3 protein-coding genes and 3 pseudogenes are annotated in these 4,560 nt (G+C 51.4%); 5 read left to right on the forward strand and 1 reads right to left on the reverse strand.

What is annotated here, in order from left to right:
* Both BHE85_RS27415 and ybiO read left to right on the forward strand, forming a co-directional pair.
* The coding region (locus tag BHE85_RS27415; protein ID WP_228365084.1) for a hypothetical protein at window positions 1-75 on the forward strand (75 nt) is incomplete at its 5' end.
* A gap of 76 nt (window positions 76-151) precedes the next feature.
* Window positions 152-2,377 (forward strand): annotated as a pseudogene (gene ybiO / locus BHE85_RS10810) (mechanosensitive channel protein).
* Here the strand turns inward: ybiO and rlmF are convergent.
* Window positions 2,374-3,300, reverse strand: a complete 927-nt coding sequence (gene rlmF / locus BHE85_RS10815) for a 23S rRNA (adenine(1618)-N(6))-methyltransferase RlmF (protein WP_001275941.1) — start codon at window positions 3,298-3,300, stop codon at window positions 2,374-2,376. The pseudogene ybiO and the gene rlmF sit on opposite strands and share 4 nt — an antisense overlap.
* Window positions 3,301-3,575: 275 nt before the next feature.
* Between rlmF and mcbA the strand changes: the two are divergent.
* The 3 genes and pseudogenes from mcbA to BHE85_RS27420 all read left to right on the forward strand — a co-directional run.
* A pseudogene (gene mcbA / locus BHE85_RS10820) lies at window positions 3,576-3,835 on the forward strand (DUF1471 family periplasmic protein McbA).
* A 264-nt stretch (window positions 3,836-4,099) separates the two neighbouring features.
* Window positions 4,100-4,405, forward strand: a pseudogene (locus BHE85_RS10825) (TonB-dependent receptor plug domain-containing protein); the annotation flags it as partial.
* A gap of 65 nt (window positions 4,406-4,470) precedes the next feature.
* Window positions 4,471-4,560, forward strand: a 90-nt coding sequence (locus BHE85_RS27420; protein ID WP_047199464.1) for a hypothetical protein, incomplete at its 3' end; no start/stop codon positions are given.

Here is a 4,560-nt window from a genome sequence, read left to right on the forward strand (position 1 = left end):
CTGGCGAGACGACGCTGCGACGTTCTGTTCGCCATGATGCGCGACGGGACTTTTTATACCCCGCAGGGGTCATAACATGCTTGACAACTTAATAGGGGCCCCCCCAGCATCTATACTTATCTTTTTGCTCTGTTTTCTCACTGGAGGAGTCATGCGGTGGATCCTGTTCATCCTCTTCTGCCTGCTGGGCGCACCTGCCCACGCGGTATCCATACCCGGCGTTACAACCACAACGACAACGGACTCAACGACTGAACCGGCCCCGGAACCGGATATCGAACAAAAAAAAGCGGCCTATGGCGCACTAGCGGATGTGCTGGATAACGACACCTCGCGTAAAGAATTGATCGACCAGTTGCGTACTGTCGCCGCGACGCCCCCTGCGGAACCGGTCCCGAAGATCGTGCCGCCGACGCTGGTTGAAGAGCAAACCGTGCTGCAAAAGGTCACCGAAGTCAGCCGCCATTATGGTGAAGCCCTTTCCGCCCGCTTCGGGCAACTTTATCGCAATATTACCGGCTCCCCGCATAAGCCGTTTAATCCACAAACATTCAGCAATGCGCTGACCCATTTTTCAATGTTAGCGGTATTAGTGTTTGGTTTTTACTGGCTGATTCGCCTGTGCGCACTGCCGCTGTATCGCAAAATGGGCCTGTGGGCGCGGCAAAAAAATCGTGAGCGCAGTAACTGGTTGCAGCTTCCGGCGATGATTATCGGGGCGTTTATTATCGACCTACTGTTACTGGCACTGACATTATTTGTCGGCCAGGTATTAAGCGACAACCTGAATGCAGGCAGTCGCACCATCGCTTTCCAACAAAGTTTGTTTCTCAACGCCTTTGCCCTGATTGAATTTTTCAAAGCTGTACTACGCCTGATTTTTTGCCCAAACGTGGCTGAACTGCGCCCGTTCACGATTCATGACGAGACCGCCCGTTACTGGAGTCGTCGCCTGAGCTGGTTAAGCAGTTTGATAGGTTATGGCCTGATTGTGGCCGTGCCGATTATCTCTAATCAGGTGAATGTACAGATAGGTGCGCTGGCGAACGTCATCATTATGCTGTGCATGACCGTCTGGGCGTTGTACCTGATCTTTCGCAATAAAAAAGAGATTACCCAACATTTGCTCAACTTTGCGGAGCATTCGCTGGCCTTTTTCAGCCTGTTTATCCGCGCCTTTGCGCTGGTGTGGCACTGGCTGGCAAGCGCCTATTTTATCGTGCTGTTTTTCTTTTCGTTGTTCGATCCGGGCAACAGCCTGAAATTTATGATGGGTGCAACGGTGCGCAGCCTGGCGATTATTGGTATCGCAGCGTTTGTTTCCGGTATGTTTTCCCGCTGGCTGGCGAAAACCATCACCCTCTCGCCACATACTCAGCGTAACTATCCGGAGTTGCAAAAACGGCTGAATGGCTGGCTTTCGGCGGCGCTGAAAACGGCGCGTATTCTGACCGTCTGCGTGGCGGTAATGTTGCTGTTGAGCGCATGGGGATTGTTCGATTTCTGGAACTGGCTGCAAAACGGCGCGGGGCAGAAAACCGTAGATATCCTGATCCGTATCGCACTTATTCTTTTTTTCTCGGCGGTTGGCTGGACGGTGCTCGCCAGTTTGATCGAAAACCGGCTGGCTTCGGATATTCATGGCCGCCCGCTACCCAGCGCCCGTACGCGTACCCTGCTGACGCTGTTTCGTAACGCGCTGGCGGTGATTATCAGTACCATCACCATCATGATTGTGTTGTCGGAAATCGGCGTCAATATCGCGCCATTGCTGGCAGGTGCCGGGGCATTAGGTCTGGCTATCTCGTTTGGTTCGCAAACGCTGGTGAAAGATATCATTACCGGGGTGTTTATTCAGTTTGAAAACGGCATGAACACTGGAGATTTGGTGACTATCGGGCCGTTGACCGGCACAGTGGAACGGATGTCGATTCGCTCCGTGGGCGTGCGCCAGGATACCGGGGCGTATCACATCATTCCGTGGTCTTCGATAACCACCTTTGCTAACTTCGTCCGCGGTATTGGTTCGGTAGTGGCAAACTACGATGTTGATCGCCATGAAGATGCTGATAAAGCCAATCAGGCACTGAAAGATGCGGTAGCGGAATTGATGGAAAACGAAGAAATTCGCGGGCTGATTATTGGTGAACCGAATTTTGCCGGGATTGTCGGCTTAAGCAATACCGCGTTTACACTGCGTGTTTCGTTCACCACGCTGCCACTCAAACAGTGGACGGTACGCTTTGCCCTCGACAGCCAGGTGAAAAAACATTTCGACCTGGTGGGCGTTCGCGCGCCAGTGCAGACTTATTAGGTGCTGCCTACTCCGGGCGCGACCCCGGCTGAACCGTTACCGCCGGGGGAGCCAACGCTTTAACGCTGGCGATTGACAAAACGGCGGCGCTGCTCGTCGTTCATAAAGGTCCAGGCAATAAAGCGACTCTGCTTTTGCCCCTGGGCCATCTCTTTTTTTACCACCTTCACCGCGCCCACGTCGGTCAGAGCACGATACAACGGCGGTAAGTTTTCACCACGAGATACCAGCGAGGTAAACCACATCACCTGCTTCGCGAAGCCTTTGCTCTCTTCAATCATCTTTTTGATAAAGGCGACTTCACCACCTTCACACCACAACTCCTGTTGCTGACCACCAAAGTTCAGTGCATCGTCTTTGTTCAGCCCCAGGTTACGGCGTTTACGCTCACTACCTGCCCGCGCTGCAGCGGCGGAATCGTGGAATGGCGGGTTACACAAGGTCGCGTCGTATTGCTCGTTTTTATGGATGATGCCGTTAAAAATTGCCCCACTCTCTTTTTGCCGACGCAGACGAATGGCGCGGTTAAGCCCCGGATTAGCACTGATAATCGCCTGCGCACTGCTTAACGCCTGGCTGCTGGTTTCACTACCGGTAAAACGCCAGCCATATTCATGTACGCCAATCAGCGGATAAATACAGTTCGCACCAACGCCGATATCCAGAATGCTGGCATTCGCTGGAATTGTTCCGCTTGCTTCAGCCAGTAAATCGGCAAGGTGATGAATATAATCCGCCCGGCCGGGTACTGGTGGGCAGAGAAAACCGTCGGGGATATCCCAGTTCGCTACGGCGTAAAAATGGGCCAGCAACGCCTTATTGAGCGCCTTCACCGCCAGCGGATTGGCAAAGTCTACGCTTTGCTCCCCGGCGGGTGTAAGCGTGAGGAATTGCCTGAGTTCAGGATTGACCTGACAAAGCGTGGCGAGATCGTAGCGGCTGTGATGACGGTTGCGCGGATGCAACCCCGGTTTCTGGGCGGACATAGCATTCTCCTTTAAGCAGCGGCGTAAGATACCCGCATAACGCGACAGGGTAAATATCTGGCTGCGTTTATCATTCCCCAAAACCTTAACATGGCTATGGTTTATGGCAATTCATCATAAAAATCAGCATTATGCATGTCATTGATTTGTCTTATTTTGTAAAAATATATCGTTCAAAAAATAAGCACATCTCTGTCAATTTTTTGCGTCATTTGCATCGCGCAGGCGACCTACACTTATCAGGCACTACCCGTTGTATTTATGAGGATGTCATTATGAAAAAGTGCCTCACACTACTGATTGCCACCGTCCTGAGCAGAATCTCTCTCACGGCTTATGCCGCGCAACCGATGAGTAACCTGGACAGCGGTCAGCTACGGCCCGCGGTACCGTTTCGGCAACTGGCGCATCAAACCTAAGCGATCTGGAGGATAAACTGGCAGAAAAAGCGCGCGAACAAGGCGCGAAAGGTTATGTCATTAATTCCGCAGGCGGAAATGACCAGATGTTCGGTACTGCAACCATCTACAAATAACCCCACCAACGTAACTGCATTCGCCTCTGGATGCAGTTTTCGCCTGTTTTGTAATCAAAAAACATCAAATATGAACTCAATGTAAATAAATGTATTTCTTTTTCGCGCAATGGGTGATAGAAAATCGCGCCAAGTGATAATGTTTATCAAAATTATTATCACTTGCATGAACACTATCACGGGATTAACAGTGGCATCGCATCCGCAGAGATGCTTTCTCGTGACAGTGAAAATTTCAACATATAAGAAAAAGTCACCTGCAAAATGGAAAACAATCGCAATTTCCCTGCCAGACAATTTCATTCGCTCACGTTCTTTGCCGGTCTTTGTATTGGCATCACGCCTGTGGCTCAGGCACTCGCCGCCGAAGGGCAAACTAACGCGGATGACACGCTGGTTGTCGAAGCATCAACGCCTTCGCTTTATGCGCCACAACAATCTGCCGATCCGAAATTCTCGCGTCCGGTAGCGGATACTACCCGCACGATGACGGTGATTTCTGAACAAGTGATTAAAGATCAGGGCGCAACCAACCTTACCGACGCGCTCAAAAACGTCCCCGGCGTGGGTAATGCCGATCAGTTAAGGATCAGTTGACCGATCCAGTGGCTGTGTAAGAATCCGGAAACGCTCACTTGTTTCCGGATTTTTTTATGCACATTGGACAGGCTCTTGATCTGGTATCCCGTTACGATTCTCTGCGTAACCCACTGACTTCTCTGGGG

The organism is Shigella sp. FC1567 (genome assembly GCF_001743015.1).
GTDB classification, from domain to species: domain Bacteria; phylum Pseudomonadota; class Gammaproteobacteria; order Enterobacterales; family Enterobacteriaceae; genus Escherichia; species Escherichia coli.